Raw genomic sequence first — 26059 nt, forward strand, 5'->3', positions numbered from 1 at the left:
CGCCTCGCCCTGCAGGAGCCCTTGCCATGGCCGCCGCCGCCTTTCCTCATTTCCGCCCGCGGTTCACCACCGCTGCCACGCTGCTCGGCCTGCTTGGGCTGGCCGGCTGCCAGACCGGCGGCTACCAGGGCAGCGTGCCACCCGCCAGCGGCGTGCAGCCGCTCAAGGGCCTGGCACAGAACGTCTCGGTGCGGCGCAATGCCATGGGCGCACCGCTGATCGAAAGCAGCAGTTTCCATGACGCCCTTTTCAGCCTGGGCTATGTGCATGCCGGCGACCGCATCGAACAGATGGTCGCCATGCGCTTGCTGGCCCAAGGCCGCCTGGCGGAACTGGCCGGCAGCGACGCGCTCGACATCGACCGCCTGATGCGCGCCGCCAACCTCAAGCAAAGCGCCGCCCAGCAATACGCCGACGCATCGCCACGGCTCAAGCGCTTTTTCGAGGTGTACGCACGCGGGGTCAATGCCTACCTGTTCCGCTACCGCGATAAGCTGCCAGCGGATTTGGCCAACAGTGGCTATCGCCCCGAATATTGGAAGCCTGAAGATTCGGCGCTGCTTTTCTGCCTGTATGCGTTCAGCCAGTCGGTGAACCTGCAGGAAGAACTCAGCGCCCTGACCCTGGCGCAGAAAGTCGGCAGCGACAAACTGGCCTGGCTGCTGCCCGGTGCACCGGACGAGCCCTTGGCCACAAGCGAAGTCGACAAGCTCAAGGGCCTCAACCTGGCCAGCCAGTTGCCAGGGCTGCCGGCGCTGGCGGCCGCCAGCCAGAAGCTGGCCGACCTCGACCTGCTCGGTAGCCCAGGCTCGGCCAACCTGGCCCTGGGCCCGCAACGCAGCCGCAGCGGCAAAAGCCTGCTGGCCAGTGACAGCCGCGCCGCCTGGGCCCTCAGCCCGGTGCAAATCCACACCAGCAAGTACCAGGTTGCCGGCCTGTCGCTGCCGGGCCTGCCGATCGTGTTGGCCGGCTACAACGGCAAACTGGCCTGGAGCAGCAGCGCAGTCATGGCCGACAACCAGGACCTGTTCCTGGAACAACTGCGCCGCCAGGGCAGCCAGCTGAGCTACCTGGCAGATGGCAAGTGGTTGCCGGCCCGCGCGCGCAGCGAAACCTTCTTCGTGCGCGGCCAGCGGCCACAGCGCGAAGTGATGTATGACACCCGCCACGGCACCCTGCTGGCCCAGCCCGACAACGCCAGCCTGGGCCTGGCCCTGAACTTGCCGCAGTTCAAGGGCGACCGGAGCCTGGATGCGCTCTTCGACCTGACCCGCGCCGGCAACCTCGAGCGCGCCTTCGACAGCACCCGCGAGGTCACTACGGCCGCCCTCAACTTCGTGTTCGCCGAGCCCGAGCACATCGGTTGGCAGGTCAGCGGGCGCTACCCCAACCGCCGCGAAGGCCAGGGCCTGCTGCCCTCCCCTGGTTGGGACGGGCGCTATGACTGGGACGGCTACGCCGACCCGATGCTGCACCCGTACGACCAGGACCCCACTGCTGGCTGGATCGGCCATGCCAACCAGCGCAGCCAGCCACGCGGCTATGGCATGCAGTTGTCCAGCACCTGGTACTACCCTGAGCGTGCCGAGCGCCTGGCCCAGCTGGCTGGCAATGGCCGCCATGACAGCCGCAGCCTGATGGCCCTGCAGAACGACCAGGTCACGCTACTGGCCAATCAGCTCAAGCAGATGTTCGACGCCCCCGGCATGGCCCAGCCGCTGAAGCAGGCAATCGACGCCCTGCCAGGCGCACAACGCGACAAGGCCCGCGAGGCATTGGCGCGGCTCAAGGCATTCGACGGTCGCCTGAGCCCGGTATCGGCAGACGCCGCGCTGTATGAACTGTTCCTGCAGGAAGTCGCCAGGCAGACTTTCCTCGATGACCTCGGCCCTGCGTCCAGCCCTGCCTGGCAGGCCTTCGTAAGCAACGCGCGGTTGTCGTTCTCGGCACAGGCCGATCACCTGCTGGGGCGCGACGACAGCCCGTTCTGGGACGACCGCAACACCCCGCAGAAAGAAGACAAGCCAGCCATTCTGGCCCGCAGCCTGGCGGCAGCCGTGGATGCCGGCACTGCGCAGCTGGGCGCCGACCGCCGCGCCTGGCAATGGGGCAAGCTGCACCAGTACCACTGGCCGGCGCCGGCCTACCATGGCTTGGGCGATGCGCTCAGCCGTGCGCCGCAAGCCGCAGGTGGCGACTTCACTACCCTCGCGCTCACCCCGTACGCCTGGGGCAGTGACTTCACCACCCGCCTGCCCGCCTCCGCGCGCATGATCGTCGACTTCGGCCAGGCCGAACCGCTGCAGGTGCTGACCAGCAGTGGCCAGTCCGGCAACCCGGCCAGCGCCCATTACAGCGATGGGCTGGATGCCTGGTTCAAAGGGCGCTTCATGAGCTTGCCGCTGCAACAGCAGAACTTCGCGCGAGCGTATGGCAACCAGCGCTTGACGCTGGTGCCGGGCAAGTAGCGTACCCGGGCATGGAAGCCTGTGACCCTTTCCCTCGAAGAAATGGTTCGAACTCCCAAGCTGGTTCCGAGCTCCTAACAAGTACTCTCGGTAACCAGCGCCTACGCCATGGACCTCGTCATCGCTCGCCCCGAAGGCCTGTACTGCCCACCCGGTGATTTCTACATCGACCCGTGGCGGCCCGTGGACCGCGCCGTGATCACCCATGGCCACGGCGACCATGCCCGCACCGGTAACGGCCACTACCTGACCGCCAGCCCGGGCGCCGGCATCCTGCGCAGCCGCCTGGGCCAGCACATCGATTTGCAGACCCTGCCCTACGGTGAGCGCCTGCAGCACCACGGCGTGACCCTGAGCCTGCACCCGGCCGGGCATGTGCTGGGTTCGGCGCAGGTGCGCCTGGAGTACCAGGGCGAGGTCTGGGTAGCCTCCGGCGACTACAAGGTCGAGCCTGATGGCACCTGTACCCCCTTCGAGCCGGTGCCCTGCCACACCTTCATCACCGAGTCGACCTTCGGCTTGCCGATCTATCGCTGGCCAAGCCAAAGCGAGATCTTCGCCGGCATCAATGCCTGGTGGCGGGCCAATTGCGAACTGGGCAAGGCCAGCGTGCTGTTCTGCTACGCCTTCGGCAAGGCCCAGCGGATTCTGCACGGCCTGGACGCGAGCATCGGCCCGATCCTGGTGCATGGCGCCGTCGAACCGCTCAACCGGGTGTACCGTGAAGCCGGTGTGCATCTGCCCGATACCCGCTATGCCGGCGATATCGCGCGCAACGACCCCATGCTGCGCCGGGCGTTGGTCCTGGCGCCTCCGTCAGCCGGCGGCAGCAGCTGGATGCGCCGCTTCGGTGACTACAGCGACGCGTTCGCCAGCGGCTGGATGCTGCTGCGCGGCACCCGCAGGCGCCGGGGTGTGGATCGGGGCTTTGTGCTTTCCGACCATGCCGACTGGCCAGGCCTGCTCTGGGCCATCAGCCAGACCGGTGCCGAACGGGTGATGGTGACCCATGGCTCGGTCAATGTATTGGTGCGTTACCTCAACGAACAAGGCCTGGATGCCCGTGCCTTCGTGACCGAGTATGGCGACGAAGACGATGCAGCCACGCCCGAGCCTGCGCCATGAAAGCGTTCGCTGCGTTGTACCTGCGCCTGGACGCGACCACTTCCAGCAATGCCAAGCTCGAAGCGCTGCGTGATTACTTCGCCACCGCGCCCGCCGAAGATGCTGCCTGGGCGGTGTATTTCCTGGCCGGTGGGCGCCCTCGGCAGTTGGTGCCGACGCGCCTGCTGCGCGAACTGGCAACGGCCATGGCCGGCCTGCCGGACTGGCTGTTCGAGGAAAGCTACCAGGCAGTCGGTGACCTGGCCGAAACCATTTCATTGCTGCTGCCGCAGCATGCAGAAGGCAATGACGAAGGCTTGGCAGCCTGGGTTGAAAACCATCTGCTGCCTTTGCGGGGCCTGCCGCCCGAGCAGGTCCGCGAACGCTTGCCAGCGCTGTGGGCGCAACTGGAACGCCCCAGCCTGATGCTGTGCCTGAAGCTGATCACCGGCAGCTTCCGCGTGGGCGTGTCCAAGCTGCTGGTCACCCGTGCGCTGGCGCAACTGGCCGGGCTGGACGCCAAACGCGTGGCCCAGCGGCTGGTTGGGTATACCGACATCAGTCACCGCCCCAGCGCCGCCAGCTACCACAAGCTGATCGCCGAGGAGTCCGCCGATGAACACAGTCAGCGCGGCGGCCAGCCCTACCCCTTCTTCCTGGCCCACCCACTGCAGGTGCCCAGCGAGCAGTTCGACGCCTTGCTCGGCCCGCCGAGTGACTGGCAGATCGAATGGAAGTGGGACGGCATCCGTGCCCAGGTGGTCAAGCGCGAGGGCCAGCTTTGGGTGTGGTCACGCGGCGAAGAGCTGGTCACCGAGCGTTTCCCCGAACTGCATGGCCTGGCGCAGACACTGCCTGATGGGGTGGTGCTGGATGGCGAGATCCTGGTGTGGAAGCCGGGCGAGTCATCGACGGAACTGGCCGTGCAGCCATTCGCGCTGCTGCAGCAGCGCCTTGGCCGCAAAACCTTGGGCAAGAAGCTGCTGGCCGACGCGCCTGTCGTGCTGCAAGCCTACGACTTGCTGGAGTGGCAAGGCGAAGACTGGCGTAGCCGACCGCAGCACGAGCGCCGCACCCAGCTGCAACGCCTGGTGGAAGAACACCCGCTTGCCCCGGTACTGCTGTCGCCGCTGCTCGAAGGCCCGGACTGGGCCGACCTTGCCCGCCAGCGCGAGCAATCCCGCAGCCTTGGCGTCGAGGGCCTGATGCTCAAGCAGCGTGAGGCCCTGTACGGCGTGGGCCGTACCAAGGACATGGGCACCTGGTGGAAGTGGAAGGTCGACCCCTTCAGCGTCGACGCCGTGCTCATTTATGCCCAACGTGGCCATGGCCGCCGGGCCAGCCTGTACAGCGACTACACCTTCGCCGTGTGGGACGCGCCGGCCGGCACGCCTGGGCGGGCACTGGTGCCGTTTGCCAAGGCGTACTCAGGGCTCAGCGACGCGGAGATGCGCAAGGTCGACAGCATCATCCGCAAAACCACCGTGGAAACCTTCGGCCCGGTGCGCAGCGTGACCCCCACCCTGGTGTTCGAGCTAGGCTTCGAGGGCATCGCCCTGTCCCGCCGGCACAAGAGCGGTATCGCCGTGCGCTTCCCGCGCATGCTGCGCTGGCGCCTGGACAAACCGGTGGAAGAGGCCGACGACCTGGCGACGCTGCAGGCCTTGCTGGCCTAGGTTGCTGGCTGGGTGGCCGCGGTGTGGGCGGGCTCGCTCGCGCAGCCCACCCTCACCGAGTTTCGGCAAACCCTATGCAGGCACAACGCCGAAAACTGTGCTTCTATCTGTGTGCCGACCCGTGTCGCAGACCGTTTTCGCCACGCAGCCAGGACCACCATGCACCATTCAACACACGACCTGCTCTCACCCGTTCCGGGCATCACCCGCCAACTGCACAGCTTCCACTTCGGCCCCCGCGGTGGTGGCAAAGTCTATATCCAGGCATCGCTGCACGCCGACGAGCTACCCGGCATGCTGGTCGCCTGGCACCTCAAGCGCCGCCTGGCAGAACTGGAACAACAAGGCCGTCTGCAGCGCGAAATCATCCTGGTGCCGGTGGCCAACCCGGTTGGCCTGGAGCAGGTGCTGCTGGACGCGCCACTGGGGCGCTTCGAGCTACAGAGTGGCGAGAATTTCAACCGTAATTTCGTCGACCTGTCGGACACCATCGGCGACCAGATCGAAGAGCACCTCAGCCAGGACCCTGCCCACAACGTTGCGCTGATCCGCGAGTACCTGCGCCGCGGGCTGGACGCGCACCCGGCGCGTACGCCGCTGCAGGCCCAGCGCCTGATCCTGCAACGGCTGGCCTGCGATGCCGACCTGATACTGGACCTGCACTGCGACTTCGAAGCGGTGGAGCACCTGTACACCACACCCGACGCCTGGCCGCAGATCGAGCCGCTGGCCCGCTACCTGGGTGCACAGGCCAGCCTGCTGGCCACCGATTCGGGCGGGCAGTCGTTCGACGAGTGCTTCAGCCTGGTCTGGTGGCAGTTGCAGCAGCGCTTCGGCAAACGCTTCCCTATCCCGTTGGGCTGTTGCTCGGTCACAGTCGAGTTGCGCGGGCAGGCCGACGTCAGCCACGCACTGGCCAGCAAGGATTGCGGGGCGATTCTCGACTTCCTCACCCATGCCGGCATTATCGAGGGTGCCAAGCCGGCACTCCCCGCCCTGCTGCGCCCGGCTACACCGCTGGCCGCCGTAGAACCGGTGGCGACACCCCTGGGTGGGTTGCTGGTGCACCACGCCAAACCAGGCCAGCAACTGGCGGCAGGCCAACTGATCGCCGAAGTCATCGACCCCCTCAGCGACCGGGTCACTGCCGTGCGCAATAGCCAGGCCGGTCTGTTGTACGCCCGCAGCGTACGGCGCATGGCTACCGCGGGCATGGTCATCGCCCATGTGGCCGGCGAGCAGGTGTGCCGGAGCGGTTACCTGTTGGGCAATTGATCCGGTAAAACCATTGCCGCCGGCGGGTGGTCTGTAGAAGCACAACCTTCGAAGGACCCTGCGCCCCATGCCCACCACCGACCTCGCCAACGCCTGGTTCAGCAAACGTGGCTGGAAACCGTTCGCGTTCCAGCGCCGGGTCTGGGCGGCGGTAGAGCGCGGCGAGTCTGGCCTGCTGCACGCCAGCACCGGTGCCGGCAAAACCTACGCGGTGTGGCTGGCGGCACTGCGCGCATTCAAGGCCCAGGCGCAGGGGCGCCAGGCAGCACCCTTGCAGGTGATATGGATCACGCCCATGCGTGCCCTGGCCGCCGACACTGCGCGCGCCCTGCAAGCGCCCCTCGATGAGCTGGGTTTGCCGTGGAGTGTCGGCGTACGCAGCGGCGACACCAGCAGTGCCGAGCGGGCCCGGCAAGCGCGGCGCCTGCCCAGCGTGCTGGTCACCACCCCGGAAAGCCTGACCCTGCTACTGACGCGTGCCCAGGCCGAAGCCGATTTCGCCACGCTGCGCTTGATAGTGGTCGACGAATGGCACGAGTTGCTGGGTAACAAACGCGGCGTACAACTGCAGCTGGCCTTGGCCCGCCTGCGCCGCTGGCACCCAGGCCTGCCGACCTGGGGTTTGTCTGCCACCTTGGGCAACCTGCAGCATGCACGGGACGTGCTGCTGCCCGAGGGCGGCCTGCTGGTGCAAGGCCGGCAAGACAAAGCACTGCAGGTCGATACCCTGCTGCCCGGGGCCATAGAACGGTTTCCCTGGGCCGGGCACATGGGCCTGAAAATGCTCGACCAGGTTAGCCGCGAGGTCGACGCCAGCGCCAGTTGCCTGGTGTTCACCAATACCCGCGCCCAAGCCGAGCTCTGGTACCAGGCCCTGCTCGAAAGCCGCCCCGACTGGGCCGGCCTGATCGCCTTGCACCATGCCTCACTGGCCCGGGAAACCCGCGACTGGGTCGAACGCAGCCTCAAGCAGGGCAGCCTGAAGGCGGTGATCTGCACCTCCAGCCTGGACCTGGGGGTAGACTTTCTGCCCGTGGAGCGGGTGCTGCAAATCGGCTCGGCCAAGGGCATCGCACGCCTGATGCAACGGGCCGGCCGCTCGGGCCATGCACCCGGGCGGCGCTCCCGGATAACCCTCGTACCTACCCACAGCCTGGAGCTGGTCGAGGCAGCAGCCGCTCGCCAGGCACTGGAAGCCGGGCACATCGAGGCGCGTTTCTCCCCCCGGCTGTGCATGGACGTACTGGTGCAGCACCTGGTCAGCATGGCCTTGGGCAGTGGCTTTCGCGCCGACCAGTTGCTGGCCGAAGTGCGCAGCACCTGGGCGTTCGCCGGCTTGCGCGACAGCCAGTGGCAGTGGGCCCTGGACTTTGTCTGCCACGGCGGCAGTTCACTGACGGCCTACCCCGACTACCAGCGCGTCGAGCGCCATCCCGACGGCGTTTATCGAGTGGCCAGCGAGCGCCTGGCGCGGCGCCATCGCATGGGCATCGGCACCATCGTCAGCGATGCCAGCCTGCAGCTCAAATACTGGAGCAAGGGCGGCGGCGGCAAGACGCTGGGCAGTGTCGAAGAGGCCTTCATCGCCCGCCTGAGGCCCGGCGATACGCTGGTATTTGCCGGGCGGGTACTGGAACTGGTGCGGGTGGAAAACATGACCGCTTACGTACGCCGCAGCACCGCACGCAAGGCTGCCATAGCACGCTGGAACGGCGGGCGCATGCCCTTGTCGAGCGAGCTGGCCGATGCGCTGGTCGAACAGCTCGACGCTGCCGCCCATGAACGTTTTACCGGCCCGGAAATGCGCGCCGTGCGCCCGCTGCTGGCACTGCAAGCCCAATGGTCGGCTCTACCCACCACGGCTACGCTGCTGGCGGAGACCTTCAAGTCGCGCCAGGGCTGGCATCTGTTCCTGTACCCCTTCGCCGGGCGCATGGCCAACCTGGGCTTGGCTAACCTGATTGCCTGGCGGGTGAGCCGCCAGCAACCCCTGTCGGTATCGATTGCCGTAAATGACTATGGCTTCGAGCTGCTCAGCCCTGGCCATGTGGACTGGGCGACGCACTTACCGCAGGCGCTGGGCACCGAGCAACTGCTGGAGGATGTGCTGGCCAGCCTCAACGCGGGTGAAATGGCGCTACGCCGCTTCAGGGAAATTGCCCAGATTGCCGGGCTGGTGTTTGGCGGCTATCCGGCGGCGCAGAAAAGCATGCGGCAGATTCAGGCTTCCAGTGGCCTGTTCTACGAGGTGTTTCGCAAACATGATGCAGGCAACCTGCTGCTCGGCCAGGCCCGCGACGAGGTGCTGAGCGAGGAACTGGAAATTGACCGCCTGCACCGCCAACTGTTGAAGATGGCCGGCCTGCAACTGGACCTGCGAGCATTGAAGCGGCCGGGGCCGCTGGCGTTCGCCTTGCTGGTGGAGGGCATGCGCGAGACGTTGAGCACCGAGAAGCTGGCGGACCGTATTGCGCGAATGGTGGCAGAACTGGAACAGGCGGCGAACAAGGAATGACTCAACAGCATCAGGCCATTGAACATTGCGGCCAGGAGTTATGGCTGCTCCCGGACAAGGCCATCTACTGGCCAGCGCAGCGTGCATTGCTGGTTGCCGACGTGCATATCGGCAAAGCCGCCAGTTATCGCGCATTGCACCAACCGGTGCCGCGCGGCACCACCGAGGCGACCCTGGCGCGGCTGGATGACCTGCTCGCCCACTACGCTTGCGAACAGCTGATCGTACTCGGCGACTTCCTGCACGCGCGCAGCGCGCGCGCACCTGCCACGCTGGCTCGTCTGCAGGCATGGCGCGACCGCCATCCCGGCCTGCACATCGTGCTGATACGCGGCAACCACGATCACAACGCCGGCGATCCCCCCGAAACGCTGGGCATCACAGTGCTGGATGAACCCTGGCTGCTGGGCCCCTTCGCCCTGCAGCACGAACCGCATGCTCACCCGGAACGGCCAGTGCTGGCCGGCCACGTGCACCCGGTCTTCATCCTGCGTGGCAGGGCCAGGCAACGCCTGCGCCTGCCGTGCTTTCTGATCGACGAACAAGTGAGCCTGCTGCCCGCATTCGGTGAGTTCACCGGCGGCTGGGAAATAGCGCCGCTGCCCACCAGCCAGGTCTACCTGGCTGGCGCCGGCCGGGTCTGGCCGCTTTAGCAGCGCATCACGCTACAGGCGCTGGGGGAGGCTCGTCAGGCAAGGTCGGCTCGCCCGGTTCCATGGGTGGGGATTCACCTGGCTGCGCAGGCTGCGGCGTATCGGGGTCAGGCTGATGGGGCACGCCCCCGGCCTGCATGGGCAACGGATGCGCCAGCAAAGCCCAGGGCAACAACCCGATGTGGTTGGGCTGCAGACCTGCCAGCTTGGCACTGATTGCGGGATGGAGTTTCATTGGCTGCTCCTGACGAAACCGATGCACATCATGAACACCGGCGTACTTCGTTGGAGTGGCAAAAGCGCAGGTAATTCCCCGCGCTCGTCGGCTCAGGTCCGCGGCAGGGTCACGCCGCGCTGGCCCTGGTACTTGCCGCCGCGGTCCTTGTACGACACATCGCACGCTTCGTCAGACTGCAGGAACAGCATCTGCGCCACGCCTTCGTTGGCATAGATCTTTGCCGGCAGCGTGGTGGTATTGGAGAATTCCAGGGTAACGTGGCCTTCCCACTCAGGTTCCAGCGGGGTGACATTGACGATGATGCCGCAACGGGCGTAGGTGCTCTTGCCCAGGCAGATGGTCAGCACGTCGCGCGGAATGCGGAAGTACTCGACCGTGCGCGCCAGGGCGAACGAGTTCGGCGGAATGATGCACACGTCGCTCTTGATGTCGACGAAGCTGCCAGCGTCGAAGTTTTTCGGATCGACGGTCGCCGAGTTGATGTTGGTGAACACCTTGAATTCGTCGGCGCAGCGCACGTCGTAGCCGTAGCTGGAAACACCGAAAGAGATGACCCGGCTGTCCTGCTCGCCGCGCACCTGGCGCTCGACGAACGGCTCGATCATGCCGTGTTCCTGCGCCATGCGGCGAATCCACTTGTCCGATTTGATGCTCATGGCGGGGTGTCCTGAAGAGTTGCGTGGTGGAAAACGTGGTGCGCATCTTACCGGTCCCGGCGCCCAGGTTAAAGTTCCATCCCTCACCCCGCGTCGGGCGCGGCTTGCAGCCGCCGTCGATCCGAATTTGCCTAAACCGCATTCAGACCATTGGCAGGTTGCGGAAAGTGGGGTAAGGTGGCGCCACTGTGCTGCACGTGACACCGAGAATCTCTAGTTTGATGCACGATCCTGATCGGCCCATCGCTGAATTTTCTGCTCTCTTTGCGCTCAGTCCCGGTCAGGGTGTTTCCTGACCGTTATCAAATTGTCCAAGGAGACAGAAAAATGTCCAACCGTCAATCCGGTGTTGTTAAGTGGTTCAACGATGAGAAAGGCTACGGCTTCATCACCCCTCAGTCGGGCGACGACCTGTTCGTGCACTTCAAAGCCATCCAAGCTGACGGCTTCAAAACCCTGAAAGAAGGCCAGGCTGTTACTTTCGTCGCTACCCGCGGCCAGAAAGGCATGCAGGCTGAAGAAGTTCAGATCGCCTAAGCCGATCTAGCTTCCTAGCTTTCAAAAAACCCGCCTTCTGGCGGGTTTTTTATGCTTGGTCGAAATTCGGCGCTGGCTTCTTCGCGGGCACGCCCGCTCCCACAGGGATCGCGCAGCTTCAAGTGCTGTGCAGTCCTTGTAGGAGCGGGCATGCCCGCAAAGCAGGCGGCTCGCTCTCAGGTCAATCTTCGCTGATGGTGATGCTCGGCATCGCCGGCGCTGCAGCTTCCTGCAGCACGATCCGCGCCCCTACCTGGCGCGCCAGTTCCTGGTAGACCATGGCAATCTGGCTTTCCGGCTCGGCAATGGCGGTCGGCTTGCCGTTGTCGGCCTGCTCGCGGATGACCATCGAGAGTGGCAGCGAGGCCAGCAGATCGACGCCATACTGGCTGGCCAGTTTCTCGCCACCGCCTTCGCCGAACAGGTGCTCGGCATGGCCGCAGTTGGAACAGATGTGCACGGCCATGTTCTCGACCACGCCCAGTACCGGGATGTTGACCTTACGGAACATTTCCACACCCTTGCGGGCATCGAGCAAGGCCAAGTCCTGTGGTGTGGTAACGATCACCGACCCGGCCACCGGCACCTTCTGGGCCAGGGTCAGCTGGATGTCACCGGTGCCCGGGGGCATGTCGATCACCAGGTAGTCCAGGTCGTCCCACGCAGTCTGGGTCACCAACTGCAGCAGCGCACCCGAGACCATCGGGCCACGCCAGACCATCGGCGTGTTGTCGTCGGTCAGGAACGCCATGGACATCACTTCCACGCCATGCGCCTTGATCGGCACAAACCACTTCTGTTCGCGAATCTGCGGGCGGGTGCCTTCGGCGATACCGAACATAACGCCCTGGCTGGGGCCATAGATGTCGGCATCCAGAATACCCACCCGGGCACCCTCGCGGGCCAGCGCCAGGGCCAGGTTGGCGGCGGTGGTCGACTTGCCCACGCCGCCCTTGCCCGAGGCCACGGCGATGATGTTCTTGACGTTGGCCATGGCCGGCACCTGGGCCTGGGCCTTGTGCGCGGCAACCACGCAGTCGATCGACACCTGGGCGCCGCTGACGCCCTCGAGGTTGCCGATGGCGGTCTGCAGCACCTGGGCCCAGCCGTTCTTGAACAGCCCGGCGGCATAGCCCAACTGCAACTGCACGCTGACATGCCCGCCCTGGATATCGATGGCGCGCACGCAACCGGCGCTGACCGGGTCCTGGTTCAGGTAGGGGTCGGTGTACTGGCGAAGCACGCCTTCGATGGCGGCACGGGTGACGGCACTCATGGAGACTCCCATTGGCAAACTGAATGTAAAACAGGCGCCTATCCTAACCCGTCAATCATCAGCAGATGCGCTTGCGGGGTGAAATATCTTCACCAGCCCTTTATAGTGGCCGATCACCCTCATTTTTACCCCGAGCCAGATAAGTAGCCGAGCCACCATGTCCGAGCCACGCCAGATTCTCGTCACCAGCGCCCTGCCCTATGCCAATGGATCGATCCACCTTGGCCATATGCTGGAGTACATCCAGACGGATATGTGGGTACGCTTCCAGAAGCTGCGCGGGAACCAGTGCATTTACGTCTGCGCCGACGACGCTCACGGCTCGGCCATCATGCTGCGCGCGGAAAAGGAAGGCATCACCCCGGAACAGCTGATTGCCAACGTCCAGGCCGAACACAGCAGCGACTTCGCCGACTTCCTGGTGGACTTCGACAACTTCCACTCCACCCACAGCGAAGAAAACCGTGAGCTGTCGAGCCTCATCTACACGCGCCTGCGTGAGGCCGGGCACATTACCACCCGTTCGGTGACCCAGTACTTCGACCCGGAAAAGGGCATGTTCCTGGCCGACCGCTTCATCAAGGGCACCTGCCCGAAGTGCGCGGCCGAAGACCAGTACGGCGACAACTGCGAGAAATGCGGCGCCACCTACGCACCGACCGAACTGAAGAACCCCAAGTCGGCCATTTCCGGGGCCACCCCGGTATTGCGCGATTCGCAGCACTTTTTCTTCAAGCTGCCCGACTTCCAGGCCATGCTGCAACAGTGGACCCGCAGCGGCACGCTGCAGGACGCAGTCGCCAACAAGCTGGCCGAATGGCTGGACTCCGGCCTGCAGGAATGGGACATCTCCCGTGACGCGCCGTACTTCGGTTTCGAAATTCCGGGTGAGCCGGGCAAATACTTCTATGTCTGGCTCGATGCGCCTATCGGCTACATGGCCAGCTTCAAGAACCTTTGCGCGCGCCGCCCGGAACTGGACTTCGATGCGTTCTGGCGCGAAGGCTCCACGGCCGAGCTGTATCATTTCATCGGCAAGGACATCGTCAACTTCCACGCCCTGTTCTGGCCAGCCATGCTCGAAGGCGCGGGCTTCCGCAAGCCGACCGCCGTCAACGTGCACGGTTACCTGACCGTCAACGGCGCCAAGATGTCGAAGTCGCGGGGTACGTTCATCAAGGCCCGTACCTACCTCGACCACCTGCAGCCAGAGTACCTGCGCTATTACTACGCCGCCAAGCTGGGCCGCGGCGTCGACGACCTAGACCTGAACCTGGAAGACTTCGTGCAGAAGGTCAACTCTGACCTGGTTGGCAAGGTAGTCAACATCGCCAGCCGCTGTGCCGGCTTCATCCACAAGGGTAACCAGGGCGTGATGGTTAGCGGTGATGCCGCGCCTGAACTGACCGAAGCCTTCCTGGCTGCCGCCCCGTCCATTGCCGAGGCCTACGAAGGCCGCGATTTCGGCCGCGCCATGCGCGAAATCATGGCGCTGGCCGACCGTGCCAATGCCTGGATCGCCGACAAGGCGCCGTGGTCCCTGGCCAAGCAGGAGGGCAAGCAGGACGAAGTGCAGGCGATCTGCGCCCAGGGCATCAACCTGTTCCGCCAGTTGGTGATTTTCCTCAAGCCGGTACTGCCGCTGCTGGCTGCCGACGCCGAGGCCTTCCTCAATGTGGCCCCGCTGACCTGGAACGACCACCTGTCGCGCCTGGAAAACCACACGCTGAACCCGTTCAAGGCGCTGATGAGCCGTATCGAGCTGGCCAAGGTCGAAGCCATGGTCGCCGCCAGCAAGGAAGACCTGCTGGCCGCCGAACCCAAGGCCCCGGCAGGCAACGGCGAGCTGGCGAAGGACCCGCTGTCGGCAGAAATCGAGTTCGACACCTTTGCCGCCGTGGACCTGCGTGTGGCACTGATCGTCAAGGCCGAAGCCGTGGCGGGTGCGGACAAGCTGCTGCAGCTGACCCTGGACATCGGGGACGAACGCCGCAATGTGTTCTCCGGCATCAAGTCGGCTTACCCGGACCCATCCAAGCTCGAAGGCCGCCTGACCATGATGGTCGCCAACCTGAAACCGCGGAAAATGCGCTTTGGCGTGTCCGAGGGGATGGTCATGGCGGCAGGCCCTGGTGGTGAAGAAATCTACCTGCTGAGCCCGGACAGCGGCGCCAAGCCAGGCCAGCGCATCAAGTAATTGACCGTGGGGGCTGCCTGGCAGCCCCGTTGGCTTCTGCGGCGGGCCGGGGCAATCCCGGCCTGTGCGCGCCATCAAGGAAAGCTCTGATTCATGAACGCCGCCAAACGCCTGGAGATTTTTCGCAGGCTGCATGAAGACAACCCTGACCCGAAAACCGAACTGGCCTACACCACGCCATTTGAATTGCTGGTGGCAGTGACACTGTCCGCGCAATCGACCGACGTCGGCGTCAACAAGGCTACGGCGCGCCTGTTCCCCGTCGCCAACACCCCCGAGGCCATCTATGCCCTGGGCGTCGAAGGCCTCAGCGAATACATAAAGACCATCGGGCTGTACAACAGCAAGGCCAAGAACGTCATCGAAGCCTGCCGCTTACTGATCGAGCGTCACGGTAGCCAGGTACCCCAGACCCGTGAAGCGCTGGAGGCACTGCCAGGTGTCGGCCGCAAGACGGCGAACGTGGTGCTGAACACGGCGTTCCGCCAGCCGACCATGGCCGTCGATACGCATATTTTCAGGGTCAGCAATCGCACGGGCATAGCGCCGGGCAAGACTGTGCTGGAAGTGGAAAAGAAACTGGTCAAGTTCGTACCCAAGGACTACCTGCTGGACGCCCACCACTGGCTGATTCTCCATGGCCGCTATGTTTGCCAGGCACGCAAGCCAAGGTGCGGCAGTTGCAGGATCGAAGACCTGTGCGAGTACAAGCACAAAACTTCTGACGATTGAGCGGATAGCTGAAAACCACTGCAGGCGATTGAAAAAATCTTTTTTACCAGCGCCTGCTTTCTGGTTATAAGGTCGGCCAACGGCCCCTTGGCTTGGAGCGACTCATGAGTACCGATAAAGACGACCTGTCGATCGAAGATGATTTTGTTGCCGTAGAAGATGACGCGGAGCCCCCGGTGGAATCTGCAAAAACCAACCTCAGCAAACGCCGCACCATCGACAACTTGCTCGAAGAACGGCGCCTGCAGAAACAACTTGCCGATTTCGATTACGACCTGTAGCCCCACCTTGGCAAAGCCTCCTGCCCGGAGGCTTCATGGCCTGTGCTCAGCTCAGGCCTTGCCGTTGCGCCAACTCGATCAGGTCTACCAGCGACCGTGCATTGAGCTTGAGTAGCAGGCGTGACTTGTAGGTACTGACCGTCTTGTTGCTCAGGTACATGCTGTCGGCAATTTCCTTGTTCGAACGCCCGCGCGCCAACTGTTGCAACACGGTCATCTCCCGGGCCGAGAGGCGGTTGACCATGTCCACCTCGCTGCCCGTGCCCCTGCCCCGGGCCGCATGCAGGGCCTGGTTGGGGAAGTAGCTGTAGCCCGAGAGCACTGCCTTGATTGCGCTCAACAGCTCGGTAAGTTCCTGTTGCTTGCATACATAACCCGCCGCCCCCGCCTGCATGCAGCGCATCGAAAAATTGCCGGGTGCCTGCGACGTCAGTACCAGCACCTTGCTGCCTGGGCTGAAGCTGGCCATGCGGGCAATCACCTCCAGGCCATCCAGCTTCGGTATACCGATATCCAGCACCACGATGTCCGGCAGGTGTTGCCGCGTCAGCTGCAATGCAGCCACCCCATTGTCGGTCTCCCCCACGACGTCATACCCATGCCGCTCCATCAGCATGCGCACGGCAAGACGTATGACCGGATGATCATCAACGATAAGCACTTTATTCATGCGACATCCATTCATTCACTGTTGTGGCTTTGGCACGCCAAGATAACTGACAGAACGACCGATGGCGCGGCGATTTGCCGACGAAACTCATGTGCAGACAAAACCTACAATAGTTGCGGAAACTTCCTACACATCGCGACTATGGTTGTAACAAACAAATTCCTTATTACCGATTACAGGCGTGTACCCGGTGGCCAGTTGCACTTTGAGCACAGACTGTCAGGGGCTGAAACACCCCTTCCCGACTTCGGGGTGAAGCGTGGATCAGGGACTTTTCCCGTTGTCGCGCACCGGGAAGCAGTCCAGTCTTTAGTTGCCCGGCGCAGTAAGGCAAAGATGGGCAAAACCGCTGGAGGCAGCCACCATGACCCAAGCACAACCTGTCGCCCCGCTGACGATCATTGCCATCTTCGCCGGGATCATCGAAGCCTCCGCCCTGGCCACACTGCCCTTTCTCAGCGAGTCCAGCCAGAAGCTCTATACCTGGTTCCTGGTGGGCTTTCCGTTCTTCCTGACCGCGCTGTTTTTCCTGACACTCAACTTCAACTACAAGTCGTTCTACAGCCCATTACCCAATAAGGCAGCAGCGGACAGCGCGCGCCCTCCCAGCAATGAGGCCCTCGCTGCCATGCCGCAAGAGGGGTTGCCAGGCGAGCCCGTCACCTTCATGTTTTCTGGCCCGGATGCCTGTCGCCTGATGGAACAGCAGCTGTTGCAAGCGCTTGCGCAACCACCAACGCCGCCCCGCACCTGGCGCTTTTGCAATGTGGATAAAGGCCAATGCGCGCAATTGTCCATCAGCCCACTGGGCAGTGAGGCCGCGAACCCATGCAGCTGAAACTCTTCATTTCGAGCAGGCACAAAAAACCCGGCCGCAGCCTAATGCCAGTCAGTTAAGTAATTTGGGGCCGCTTCGCGACCCTTCGCGGGCACGCCCGCTCCTACAGGGGATAGCGCATCTCTTGCGTTCAGCGCTAAACGTGTGGGAGCGGGCGTGCCCGCGAAGGGCTGCAAAGCAGCCCCAGTAACGCTTAACCGACAGGCATTAGGCCGCAGCCGGGTTCTTTCATGGCACAGGCCAGCAATCAGAGCAGCGAACGGCCCTTGTTGGCGGCAATGCGCATACGCAAGGCGTTGAGCTTGATGAAGCCAGCAGCGTCGGCCTGGTTGTAGGCGCCGCCATCTTCTTCGAAGGTGGCGATGTTGGCATCGAACAGCGAATCATCCGATTTACGGCCAACCACGGTGACATTGCCTTTGTACAGCTTCAGCCGCACCACACCGTTCACGTTGACCTGCGAAGCGTCGATCATCTGCTGCAGCATCACGCGCTCCGGGCTCCACCAGTAACCGGTGTAGATCAGGCTGGCGTACTTGGGCATCAACTCGTCTTTGAGGTGAGCAACTTCACGGTCCAGGGTGATCGACTCGATGGCACGGTGGGCCTTGAGCATGATGGTGCCGCCAGGCGTCTCGTAGCAGCCACGCGACTTCATACCGACATAACGGTTTTCGACGATGTCGAGGCGGCCGATGCCGTTGGCACCGCCGATGCGGTTCAGGTCGGCCAGAACGGTTGCCGGGGTTTTCTCGACACCCTCGATGGCAACGATGTCGCCGTTGCGGTAGGTGAGTTCGATGTAGGTAGCCTGGTCTGGGGCGTTCTCAGGCGAGACACTCCAGCGCCACATGTCCTCTTCGTGCTCGGTCCAGGTGTCTTCCAGGACACCGCCTTCGTAGGAGATGTGCAGCAGGTTGGCGTCCATCGAGTACGGCGACTTCTTCTTGCCGTGGCGCTCGATTGGGATACCGTGCTTTTCGGCGTAGTCCATCAGCTTCTCGCGGGACAGCAGGTCCCACTCACGCCATGGGGCGATGACCTTGACGCCAGGCTTGAGCGCGTAGGCACCCAGCTCGAAACGCACCTGGTCGTTGCCCTTGCCGGTAGCGCCATGGGAAATGGCGTCTGCGCCGGTTTCGTTGGCGATTTCGATGAGGCGCTTGGCGATCAGCGGGCGGGCGATGGAAGTACCCAGCAGGTACTCACCTTCGTAGACGGTGTTGGCGCGGAACATCGGGAACACGAAATCACGCACGAACTCTTCGCGCAGGTCGTCGATGTAGATCTCTTTAACACCCATTGCCTGAGCCTTGGCGCGGGCCGGTTCGACCTCTTCGCCCTGACCCAGGTCAGCGGTGAAAGTCACCACTTCGCAGTTGTAGGTATCCTGCAGCCACTTGAGAATCACCGAAGTATCAAGGCCGCCGGAATACGCCAGTACGACCTTTTTTACGTCCGCCATGCCATCACTCCACGGGGTTGTACGGAAAAGGACCGATTCTAACGGCGTTAACGATAAATTTACAGTGGCGCGACAGCTTCTGACGACAAAGCGACAAGAACTTTCACAGGGGCGACGGACGGTAGTGAGGCAGGCAAGTCAAGGGCCTGCGGTGCGCGCGGCTGTCCAACCTCAAGGTTGCCTGGCCGGCGCAGCAGCAGCAGCAGGGGGGGCTTGCTCGGTCGGTTTCTCCACCGGTTTTTCAGGCACCACCACCCGGTCCAGCTCGATGTTCACCCGCCGATTCCGCGCCCGGTTGGCTGCAGTGTTGTTCTTGGCCACCGGGTAGCGCTCGCCGTGGAAGCGTACGGTGATCTGCTCATCCTTGATGCCATGAGCCTTGAAGTAGTCCGCCACCGCCAGCGCCCGGCGGCGTGACAGGTCGCGGTTGGTCAGGCGATTACCGCTGTTGTCGGAGTGACCGTTGAGCTCGACATGGTTCACCGAAGGGTCGGCCTTCATGTATTCGAGAATCACATCCAGCCTGGCCTTGGCCGCGTCATCCAGTTCGATGCCGCCGCCCGGGAAACCGACCTGGGTCTGGCGCACCTGGTCGTAGTTCATGGGGAGCAGCTTGGCGGCACACACCTGGTAATCGCTGTAGGCCTTGGCAAAGCTCACCGGCAGTACCCGCACTTCCATGGGCCGGCCAGCTTCGCCCGCAAAGCTGCGCACCACCGTGCTGCGCCCGTCGAGCAAGCCATTGATCAGGCGGCTGGCCTGGCCTTGCGACGAACTGAACAACACGCCGGTACGGGCCATGCGCACGCTACCCAGGTTGATATCACCACGACCGGGTTGCCACGGCGCCGCCGCCGCCAGCAGGCTGGCAGTGCCGGCCCCCAGTATGTTGCTGGCCGAGCGCAGTTGGAACACTGCCTGCTCGCCCGCCCGGCGTACGAACTCACCACTGCCAAAGCCATCGATCGGCTGGATCAGCCGGCACTCGAACGGGTCACCCTCGACCTTCCAGGCAATGTTCTCCATGCGCGTCTGAAAAGTCAGCGCGGCAGCCGGCAGGCTGGCGAACAGGGTCAACAGGGTCAGGTAACGCTGGCGCACGGGCGGCTCCACAATTTCAACGGCTTACCTGCAGGCTATCGGACGCCAACCGGAAAACTTGATAGCCGTGCTCGGCCCAGGGTTTTCCGGTAGCATTGGGGCTTGAGTTCGACCCGCCTGGAATCCCCAATGTCCGATCGCCTGACCCTCCTGCGCCCCGACGACTGGCACATCCATCTGCGTGATGGTGCCGTCCTGCCCCACACCGTTGGCGATGTGGCGCGTACTTTCGCCCGCGCCATCATCATGCCCAACCTGGTTCCGCCGGTGCGCAACGCCGCCGAGGCCGGTGCCTACCGTGAACGCATCCTCGCTGCCCGCCCGGCAGGCAGCCGCTTCGAGCCGCTGATGGTCCTGTACCTCACCGACCGTACCAGCCCCGAAGATGTGCGTGCCGCCAAGGCCAGCGGTATCGTGTATGCCGCCAAGCTGTACCCGGCGGGCGCCACCACCAATTCCGACTCGGGCGTGACCAGCATCGACAATATCTTCCCGGCCATCGAGGCATTGGCGGAGGTCGGCATGCCGCTGCTGGTGCACGGCGAAGTGACCCGCAGCGAAATCGACGTGTTCGACCGCGAGAAGCGCTTCATCGACGAGCACATGCGCCGCCTGGTCGAGCGCTTCCCGGCCTTGAAAGTGGTGTTCGAACACATTACCACCAGCGATGCCGCGCAGTTCGTCACCGAAGCACCGGCCAATGTTGGCGCGACCATCACCGCGCAACACCTGCTGTACAACCGCAACCACATGCTGGTCGGTGGCATTCGCCCGCACTTCTACTGCCTGCCGATCCTCAAGCGCAACACCCACCAGGTGGCCCTGCTGGATGCAGCCATCAGCGGCAACCCGAAGTTCTTCCTCGGTACCGACTCGGCCCCGCACGCCCGTCACGCCAAGGAAGCGGCTTGCGGCTGCGCCGGCTGCTACACCGCCTACGCGGCTATCGAGCTGTACGCCGAAGCGTTCGAGCAACGCAACGCGCTGGACAAGCTGGAAGGTTTCGCCAGCCTGCACGGCCCAGCTTTCTATGGCCTGCCGGCGAATACCGACACCATCACCCTGGTCCGCGAAGAATGGACCGCCCCGCAGAGCCTGCCATTCGGCGAGCAAACCGTGGTGCCGCTGCGCGCTGGCGAGAAATTGCGCTGGCGCCTGCTGGAGGAAAACGCGTGAGCGAAGACCTCTACGAAGACGACCTGGAAAGCCAAGGCAACAGCGGGTCGCGCCATCCAATGGCCGAGCGCTTCCGCGGTTACCTGCCGGTTGTAGTGGACGTGGAAACGGGCGGCTTCAACAGCGCCACCGATGCCTTGCTGGAAATTGCTGCAGTGACCATCGGCATGGACGAGAAAGGCTTCCTGTTCCCCGAGCACACGTACTTTCACCGGGTGGAGCCGTTCGAAGGCGCGAACATCGAGGCGGCCGCGCTGGAGTTCACCGGCATCAAGCTCGACCACCCGCTGCGCATGGCTGTCAGCGAGGAAACCGCGCTGACCGATATTTTCCGCGGTGTGCGCAAGGCCCTGAAGGCCAATGGCTGCAAGCGGGCGATTCTGGTCGGCCATAACAGCAGCTTCGACCTCGGCTTCCTCAACGCGGCCGTGGCGCGCAATGACGTGAAGCGTAACCCGTTCCACCCGTTTTCCAGCTTCGACACGGCCACCCTGGCCGGCCTGGCCTATGGCCAGACCGTACTGGCGCGGGCTTGCCAAAGCGCCGACATCGACTTCGATGGGCGTGAAGCGCACTCGGCGCGGTACGACACCGAGAAAACGGCGGAGCTGTTCTGCGGCATCGTCAACCGCTGGAAGGACCTGGGCGGCTGGCGCGACTTCAACGATTGACCTGGGGGCCGCCTGGCGGCCCTTTCGCAACACAAGCCCGCAGCCACCACCCAGGCACAAAAAAACCGGCCACCAGGGCCGGTTTTTCATGCGCGCCGCAATTACAGCTTGCCGGCGTTCTCGCTCAGGTAGGCGGCTACGCCTTCTGGCGAAGCATTCATGCCTTTGTCGCCTTTTTTCCAGTTGGCCGGGCAGACTTCGCCGTGCTCTTCGTGGAATTGCAGGGCGTCGACCAGGCGCAGCAGTTCGTCCATGTTACGGCCCAGTGGCAGGTCGTTGACGATCTGCGAACGAACAACACCGTTGGTGTCGATCAGGAAGGCACCACGGAAGGCCACGCCACCTTCGGACTCAACGTCGTAGGCTTTGCAGATTTCGTGGGTCATGTCGGCAGCCAGGGTGTACTTCACCTGGCCGATGCCGCCGTTGTTGACCGGGGTGTTGCGCCAGGCGTTGTGAGTGAAGTGCGAGTCGATGGACACGCCGATCACTTCCACGTTGCGCGCCTGGAAATCAGGGATGCGGTGGTCCAGGGCGATCAGCTCGGACGGGCAGACGAAGGTGAAGTCCAGCGGGTAGAAGAACACCAGGCCGTACTTGCCCTTGATGGCCGAAGCCAGGTTGAAGCTGTCGACGATCTCGCCATTGCCCAGCACGGCCGGTACGGTGAAATCGGGGGCTTTCTTACCAACGAGTACGCTCATTGTAATCTCCTGATGAGGGTGTAGAACCGTTTGCCGGGCCAGACGGGCCTGCCCGACATCCAACAAAGGCGACCATCATACACGGCTTCTGATGACAGGCCGAATCCAACGAGCAGGCAACCGCCGGTCGCTCAAGCACAGGCCTTGCAGAAAGTGCTTTGACAAGCATTCTCATTAACATTAAGCTCCAACCCATCGACTCAACCAGCGATGGTCAGCCCTTATGTATGTGTGTCTTTGTGTCGGCGTTACTGACGGACAGATCCGCGACGCGATCTATGAAGGATGCTGCAGTTACAAGGATGTGCGAGCCGCGACCAATGTCGCCAGCCAGTGTGGCAAATGTGCCTGCCTGGCCAAGCAAGTAGTTCGCGAGACCCTGACCGAGCTGCAGGTCAGCCAGGCCGCGCTGCCCTACCCGGTAGAATTCACCACCGCCTGAAACCAGAATTTCCAAGAACCGGACCTAGTGTCCGGTTTTTTTATGCCTACATATCAATAAGTTAGGCCACCAACGCGGTTCACAAACATTCTTATTCCTATTAATTTTCATTTATTATTCAATCACTTAGGTTTGACACACTTGCGCATCGGGCTCAAACTTCCTGCTATTGGCACACTTCTACAGGGCAGGAACCCAAATGAAAGGCGACGTAAGCGTCATCCAGCATCTCAACAAGATCCTCGGAAACGAGCTGGTCGCGATCAACCAGTATTTCCTGCACGCACGCATGTACGAAGATTGGGGCCTGAACAAACTCGGCAAGCACGAGTACAAGGAATCGATCGACGAGATGAAGCACGCTGACAAGTTGATCAAGCGTATTCTCTTCCTCGAAGGCATCCCTAACGTTCAGGACCTGGGCAAGCTGTTGATCGGCGAGCACACCAAGGAAATGCTCGAGTGCGACCTTAAGCTCGAACACAAGGGCCTGGCCGATCTCAAAGCCGCCATCGCCCACTGCGAAACCGCGGGTGACTTCGGCTCGCGTGACATGCTGGAAGATATCCTCGAGTCCGAGGAAGAACATATCGACTGGCTGGAAACCCAGCTGGGGCTGATCGACAAGATCGGTATCGAAAACTACCTGCAATCGCAGATGGGCGAAGAGTAATTACCCGCTGCATAAAAAAACCCGCGATCAGCGGGTTTTTTCATGCTTGCCGAAATCAGGCTTCGGCAGCTTTGGCCTTGGCGGCGGCGTCCTTGATCAGGGCCTGCAGCTCACCCTTTTCGAACATTTCCAGCATGATGTCGCTACCGCCGACCAGCTCACCGGCCACCCACAGCTGCGGGAAAGTCGGCCAGTTGGCGTACTTTGGCAGGTTGGCGCGGATTTCCGGGTTCTGCAGGATGTCGACGTAGGCGAACTTCTCGCCACACCCCATCACAGCCTGCGATGCCTTGGCCGAGAACCCGCACTGCGGGGCATTCGGCGAACCTTTCATGTAAAGCAGAATGGTGTTGTTGGCAATCTGCTCTTTGATCGTATCGATGATATCCATCTAGCACCTCAGCTGAACTTTCCGACGCAATCGTCGGCACGGTGAGGCATTGTAACGGAAAGCCGAGCAGCATGCTCGGCCTTGCCATCGCTCAAGCGGCCTCGACCTGCACGGGTACGCCATTGAGCGCCGCATTGCCCGACACCGGGTCACGCAAGCGCTCGTCGGTAAGGTCATTGGCACTCACGCCAGGCTGCGCCTGGGCGACCTGCAGGTGTACGCCCTGTCGGCCATGACCGAACCCATGGGGCAAGCTGACCACACCGGGCATCATGTCCTCGCAAGCCAGTACCTCGACTTCCAGGGCACCGGTGCGCGAGCGAATCCGCACCCGCTGGCCATCCTGCAGTTGCCGCTGCTGCAGATCGTGGGGGTGCATCAACAACTGGTGCCGGGGCTTGCCTTTGACCAGCCGATGAAAGTTGTGCATCCATGAGTTGTTGCTGCGCACGTGGCGGCGCCCGATCAACAACAATTCGTTCGGCGCTGGCGGTGCTTGCCGGGCCAGCCGCTGCAAATCGTCCAGCAGCACCTGGGGCGCCGCTTCGATCGCCTTGCTGGCAGTGGCCAGGCGCGCCTCGAGGTTGGCGCGCAACGGGCCAAGGTCCAGGCCATGCGGGTGCTCATCGAGCTTGGCCAGGGAAAGCTGCCAGGCGGTTGCCTCGCCGTAGCGGCCTTTGCGCAGGGCCAGGTCGATCATCTGTGCGGGCGCCACGGTTGGCTTGATCTCCAGCCCGGCACGCCTGGCATAGGCCTGCGCCAGCCCGACGAAGATTTCCCAGTCATGCAAGGCGCCCTGCGGCTTGGCCAGGATCGCCCGGTTGAAGCGCGTGATGTTGCGCACGGCCAACAGGTTGAATGTGCTGTCGTAGTGATCATTTTCCAACGCCGAGGTCGAGGGCAGGATCAAGTCGGCATGGCGTGTGGTCTCGTTGATGTAGAGGTCGATGCTGAGCATGAACTGCAACCCCTCCAGCGCAGCGTCCAGCTGGCGGCCGTTGGGCGTGGACAGCACAGGGTTGCCGGCCACCGTCACCAGGGCATGCACCTGCCCCTCGCCGGGCGTCAGCATTTCTTCGGCGAGGGCCGCCACCGGCAGCTCACCGCCGTATTCGGGCAACCCCGATACCCGGCTTTGCCAGGCATTGAAATGCCCACCCGAGGTGGTTGCGACCAGGTCCACGGCCGGCTCCGTACACAACGCCCCACCGGCACGGTCGAGGTTGCCGGTCACCAGGTTGATCAGTTGCACCAGCCAATGGCACAGGGTGCCGAAGGTTTGCGTCGACACGCCCATGCGCCCATAGCACACCGCCTTGTCGGCGGCGGCGAAATCCCGTGCCAACTGCCGGATCTCGGCCGCCTCGATGCCACACAGCGCGCTCATGGCCTCGGCGCTGAGAGGCGCCAGTGCCGCACGAACCTGCTGCAGACCATTGACCGGCACGTGCGAGCGCCGCGTCAGGCCCTCGTCGAACAGCGTGCCGAGCACGCCGCACAACAGCGCCGCATCGCCCCCGGGGCGAATGAACAGATGGCGGTCGGCCATGGCCGCCGTTTCGCTGCGCCGCGGGTCCACCACCACCAGGCGCCCACCGCGCGCGCGCAGGGCCTTGAGCCGCTTCTCCACGTCGGGCACCGTCATGATGCTGCCGTTGGAGGCCAGCGGGTTGCCGCCGAGAATCAACATGAAATCGGTATGGTCGATATCCGGGATCGGCAATAGCAAGCCATGCCCGTACATCAGGTGGCTGACCAGGTGCTGCGGCAACTGGTCCACCGATGTGGCAGAGAAACGGTTGCGGGTTTTCAGCAGGCCGAGGAAATAGTTGCTGTGGGTCATCAACCCGTAGTTGTGCACGCTGGGATTGCCCTGGTACACGGCCACGGCATTGCGCCCATGGGCCTGCTGGATCGCCCACAGCCTGTCGGCGGCCAGGGTAAACGCTTCATCCCACTCAATCGCCTGCCAGTGCTCCCCTACCCGTTTATGGGGCTGGCGCAAACGGTCCGGGTCATTCTGAATATCCTGCAACGCTACCGCCTTGGGGCAGACATGGCCGCGGCTGAACGGGTCGTGGGGGTCGCCCTTGATCGAGCTGATCTGCGCCCGCCCCGCGTCGTCATGGCTGATTTCGATGTTGAGCCCGCAGATCGCTTCGCACAGGTGACACGCACGGTGATGCAGGGTCTTGGTCATGGCCGCCTCTGCCTTGTTGTTGGGTAGTGAACGAGCTGAAACTATGCGCCCCGCACCCTACCCCGGCCAGCGCGCTTCGCCGCGTGAATCCACCGACATCAGTGGCACGATTTGCGACAG

General features: G+C 63.3%; 24 protein-coding genes. 15 read left to right on the plus strand and 9 right to left on the minus strand.

Annotation, left to right across the window (positions count from 1 at the left end):
* Positions 1-26: 26 nt before the first annotated feature.
* The 6 genes from AACG97_RS21985 (at position 27) to pdeM (ending at position 9691) form a co-directional block, all read left to right on the plus strand.
* Complete coding sequence (locus tag AACG97_RS21985; RefSeq protein WP_054881157.1) at positions 27-2468, plus strand: penicillin acylase family protein; 2442 nt, start codon at positions 27-29, stop codon at positions 2466-2468.
* Positions 2469-2576: 108 nt separating this feature from the next.
* Positions 2577-3593, plus strand: a complete 1017-nt coding sequence (locus AACG97_RS21990; protein ID WP_009684579.1) for a ligase-associated DNA damage response exonuclease — start codon at positions 2577-2579, stop codon at positions 3591-3593.
* Complete coding sequence (locus AACG97_RS21995) at positions 3590-5248, plus strand: ATP-dependent DNA ligase (RefSeq protein ID WP_009684578.1); 1659 nt, start codon at positions 3590-3592, stop codon at positions 5246-5248. Before AACG97_RS21990 ends, AACG97_RS21995 begins: the two co-directional genes overlap by 4 nt.
* A gap of 159 nt (positions 5249-5407) precedes the next feature.
* A complete protein-coding gene (locus AACG97_RS22000; protein ID WP_009684577.1) occupies positions 5408-6523 on the plus strand; it encodes a succinylglutamate desuccinylase/aspartoacylase family protein in 1116 nt (371 codons plus the stop codon).
* Positions 6524-6590: 67 nt separating this feature from the next.
* Positions 6591-9038, plus strand: coding sequence for a ligase-associated DNA damage response DEXH box helicase (locus AACG97_RS22005; RefSeq protein WP_054881158.1), 2448 nt, complete (start codon positions 6591-6593; stop codon positions 9036-9038).
* Entirely contained in the window at positions 9035-9691 is a 657-nt protein-coding gene (gene pdeM, locus AACG97_RS22010) for a ligase-associated DNA damage response endonuclease PdeM (RefSeq protein ID WP_047149549.1), read from the plus strand. The genes AACG97_RS22005 and pdeM overlap by 4 nt, the downstream gene beginning before the upstream one ends.
* Before the next feature lie 7 nt (positions 9692-9698).
* Here pdeM and AACG97_RS22015 read toward each other — a convergent pair whose 3' ends face one another.
* Positions 9699-9926 carry a hypothetical protein gene (locus AACG97_RS22015; RefSeq protein ID WP_009684572.1) on the minus strand — a complete coding sequence of 76 codons (228 nt, stop codon included), beginning with the start codon at positions 9924-9926 and terminating at the stop codon, positions 9699-9701.
* Between the two features lie 92 nt (positions 9927-10018).
* A complete protein-coding gene (gene dcd / locus AACG97_RS22020; RefSeq protein ID WP_009684571.1) occupies positions 10019-10585 on the minus strand; it encodes a dCTP deaminase in 567 nt (188 codons plus the stop codon).
* 327 nt (positions 10586-10912) lie between these two features.
* Here dcd and AACG97_RS22025 point away from each other — a divergent pair, with 327 nt between their 5' ends.
* A complete protein-coding gene (locus tag AACG97_RS22025; protein ID WP_003254922.1) occupies positions 10913-11122 on the plus strand; it encodes a cold-shock protein in 210 nt (69 codons plus the stop codon).
* 181 nt (positions 11123-11303) lie between these two features.
* Here the strand turns inward: AACG97_RS22025 and apbC are convergent, their stop codons facing one another.
* Positions 11304-12398: an iron-sulfur cluster carrier protein ApbC gene (gene apbC, locus AACG97_RS22030; protein ID WP_009684570.1), complete on the minus strand. Its 1095-nt coding sequence runs from the start codon at positions 12396-12398 to the stop codon at positions 11304-11306.
* A gap of 157 nt (positions 12399-12555) precedes the next feature.
* Between apbC and metG the strand changes: the two genes are divergently transcribed.
* The 3 genes from metG to AACG97_RS22045 all read left to right on the plus strand — a co-directional run bounded on the left by metG (position 12556) and on the right by AACG97_RS22045 (position 15608).
* Positions 12556-14595: a methionine--tRNA ligase gene (gene metG / locus AACG97_RS22035; protein ID WP_009684569.1), complete on the plus strand. Its 2040-nt coding sequence runs from the start codon at positions 12556-12558 to the stop codon at positions 14593-14595.
* Positions 14596-14688: 93 nt separating this feature from the next.
* Positions 14689-15327 carry an endonuclease III gene (nth, locus tag AACG97_RS22040; protein WP_009684568.1) on the plus strand — a complete coding sequence of 213 codons (639 nt, stop codon included), beginning with the start codon at positions 14689-14691 and terminating at the stop codon, positions 15325-15327.
* A 104-nt stretch (positions 15328-15431) separates the two neighbouring features.
* On the plus strand, positions 15432-15608 hold the full coding sequence (locus AACG97_RS22045; RefSeq protein ID WP_009684567.1) for a PA3496 family putative envelope integrity protein: 177 nt from the start codon (positions 15432-15434) through the stop codon (positions 15606-15608).
* A gap of 46 nt (positions 15609-15654) precedes the next feature.
* On the opposite strand, the gene AACG97_RS22050 is transcribed toward AACG97_RS22045, so the two are convergent.
* Complete coding sequence (locus tag AACG97_RS22050; RefSeq protein WP_009684566.1) at positions 15655-16278, minus strand: response regulator transcription factor; 624 nt, start codon at positions 16276-16278, stop codon at positions 15655-15657.
* Between the two features lie 364 nt (positions 16279-16642).
* Between AACG97_RS22050 and AACG97_RS22055 the strand changes: the two genes are divergently transcribed.
* Positions 16643-17116: a hypothetical protein gene (locus AACG97_RS22055; RefSeq protein WP_009684565.1), complete on the plus strand. Its 474-nt coding sequence runs from the start codon at positions 16643-16645 to the stop codon at positions 17114-17116.
* 247 nt (positions 17117-17363) lie between these two features.
* Here AACG97_RS22055 and AACG97_RS22060 read toward each other — a convergent pair whose 3' ends face one another.
* Together AACG97_RS22060 and AACG97_RS22065 are read right to left on the minus strand one after the other, a co-directional pair.
* Entirely contained in the window at positions 17364-18581 is a 1218-nt protein-coding gene (locus AACG97_RS22060; RefSeq protein WP_009684564.1) for an argininosuccinate synthase, read from the minus strand.
* Between the two features lie 171 nt (positions 18582-18752).
* Positions 18753-19682 carry a flagellar protein MotY gene (locus AACG97_RS22065; protein ID WP_009684563.1) on the minus strand — a complete coding sequence of 310 codons (930 nt, stop codon included), beginning with the start codon at positions 19680-19682 and terminating at the stop codon, positions 18753-18755.
* Positions 19683-19811: 129 nt separating this feature from the next.
* Here AACG97_RS22065 and pyrC point away from each other — a divergent pair, with 129 nt between their 5' ends.
* Both pyrC and rnt read left to right on the plus strand, forming a co-directional pair.
* On the plus strand, positions 19812-20858 hold the full coding sequence (pyrC, locus tag AACG97_RS22070; RefSeq protein ID WP_009684562.1) for a dihydroorotase: 1047 nt from the start codon (positions 19812-19814) through the stop codon (positions 20856-20858).
* A gap of 59 nt (positions 20859-20917) precedes the next feature.
* Positions 20918-21529 (plus strand): ribonuclease T, encoded by a 612-nt coding sequence (gene rnt, locus AACG97_RS22075; RefSeq protein WP_232108621.1) that lies wholly within the window; start codon positions 20918-20920, stop codon positions 21527-21529.
* Between the two features lie 101 nt (positions 21530-21630).
* Here the strand turns inward: rnt and AACG97_RS22080 are convergent, their stop codons facing one another.
* The gene (locus AACG97_RS22080; protein ID WP_009684560.1) at positions 21631-22233 is read right to left on the minus strand and encodes a peroxiredoxin; all 603 of its coding nucleotides are present in this window, start codon (positions 22231-22233) and stop codon (positions 21631-21633) included.
* Positions 22234-22456: 223 nt separating this feature from the next.
* Here AACG97_RS22080 and AACG97_RS22085 point away from each other — a divergent pair, with 223 nt between their 5' ends.
* Together AACG97_RS22085 and bfr are read left to right on the plus strand one after the other, a co-directional pair.
* The gene (locus AACG97_RS22085) at positions 22457-22675 is read left to right on the plus strand and encodes a bacterioferritin-associated ferredoxin (RefSeq protein ID WP_009684559.1); all 219 of its coding nucleotides are present in this window, start codon (positions 22457-22459) and stop codon (positions 22673-22675) included.
* Positions 22676-22874: 199 nt separating this feature from the next.
* On the plus strand, positions 22875-23348 hold the full coding sequence (bfr, locus tag AACG97_RS22090) for a bacterioferritin (protein ID WP_009684558.1): 474 nt from the start codon (positions 22875-22877) through the stop codon (positions 23346-23348).
* A 55-nt stretch (positions 23349-23403) separates the two neighbouring features.
* On the opposite strand, the gene grxD is transcribed toward bfr, so the two are convergent.
* Together grxD and AACG97_RS22100 are read right to left on the minus strand one after the other, a co-directional pair.
* Entirely contained in the window at positions 23404-23739 is a 336-nt protein-coding gene (grxD, locus tag AACG97_RS22095; protein ID WP_009684557.1) for a Grx4 family monothiol glutaredoxin, read from the minus strand.
* 91 nt (positions 23740-23830) lie between these two features.
* On the minus strand, positions 23831-25939 hold the full coding sequence (locus tag AACG97_RS22100; protein ID WP_009684556.1) for a molybdopterin oxidoreductase family protein: 2109 nt from the start codon (positions 25937-25939) through the stop codon (positions 23831-23833).
* Between the last annotated feature and the right edge of the window lie 120 nt (positions 25940-26059).

Origin of the sequence: Pseudomonas sp. Nvir, assembly GCF_963778085.1 — a bacterium.
In the GTDB taxonomy this organism is placed as follows: Bacteria; Pseudomonadota; Gammaproteobacteria; order Pseudomonadales; family Pseudomonadaceae; genus Aquipseudomonas; species Aquipseudomonas juntendi.